Annotated in this window: 2 pseudogenes; both read right to left on the minus strand. The window is 70.5% G+C overall.

Features of this window, described 5'->3' with window-relative positions:
* Positions 1 to 458: pseudogene (locus tag ACFRCG_RS48790) on the minus strand (insulinase family protein); the annotation flags it as partial.
* Between the two features lie 33 nt (positions 459 to 491).
* Positions 492 to 1,044 (minus strand): annotated as a pseudogene (locus tag ACFRCG_RS48795) (hypothetical protein); the annotation flags it as partial.

A 1,044-nucleotide genomic window follows, 5' to 3' on the forward strand; every position in this document is an offset into this window, starting at 1 on the left:
GCCCATTCCCGTACGTCGTCCGGCCGCACCCCCCGTACACCCCACTCCGGATAGCTGACCAGCCCGTACCCCTGGGCCCCGTACCGCCACAGCGGCAGTTGTCCGGGCTCCCGGCTCGCCTCCTCGGTGCGCAGGATCTCCTTCTCGGTCTCCAGCCGCTCCATGGGCAGATCGAGGAGGGAGGTGCACACGCCGTCGAGGTAGGCGACGATCTCGTGCTCGGCGCCCTCCACGTGGAAGTGCGTGAACGCGGCCTTGGTCGCGCCGTTGAAGTGGTAGTCGGCCAGGCCCTGGCGGTGCAGCGCCAGGTGCTCCACCAGGTGGGTGATCCCGGCCCCGGCGAGCGTCTCGTCGGCGACACCGACGCGGAAGACCAGTCCGGCACGCATGGGCCCGGTGGCGTACGCGAAGAGGGTGGGTATGCCGTCGACCTCGGTGTGATGGATGCCCTGGCTCATCGTCTGCCTCTGCCTGTCCTGTTCGGCATCCGCTCAGCCTCTTCCGAGGGCGGCGGAACGGTGTTTGACGTACGCGTCCGCGGGCTTGCCGAGGTAACTCCACGGGTAGTCGGAGGCCAGGTTGCCCAGGGCGCGGAAGTGCGCGGCGGCGCGTGCGGTGTCGCCGATCAGCGAGAAGAGCGCGGCGAAGACGCCCTGGATGGTGACCCACCCGTACGCGGGTCGGTAGTACGGGTGCAGGACGGACCGTTCGGCGGCCTCGACGAGTTCGGCGTGGACATGCGGCCGGCGCAGATAGTCGGTCCGTTCACTCCCCGCGGAGGGCAGATCGAGCCAGCGCTCCAGGTGCGCCTCCGCCACCAGACCACCGCTGAGCGACCCTTCGGGCGAGTTGAGCAGGCACTCGCGGGCGAACCCGTGTGCCGCCTCCCAGCTCCCGCTCCACTTGGGACACAGCTGCTGGAGCAGCCGGGCCTGCCCGGTCAAGTGGTGCGGGTGGTACGCGGCCAGTCGGTCGTACCTCCGCCGCGCCTCGTTCTGCCCGAGCTGCAGTCCCATGGCCGTGGTCAGGCGCGCGGCCCAGGCC

The organism is Embleya sp. NPDC056575, assembly GCF_042793325.1.
GTDB lineage: Bacteria > Actinomycetota > Actinomycetes > Streptomycetales > Streptomycetaceae > Embleya.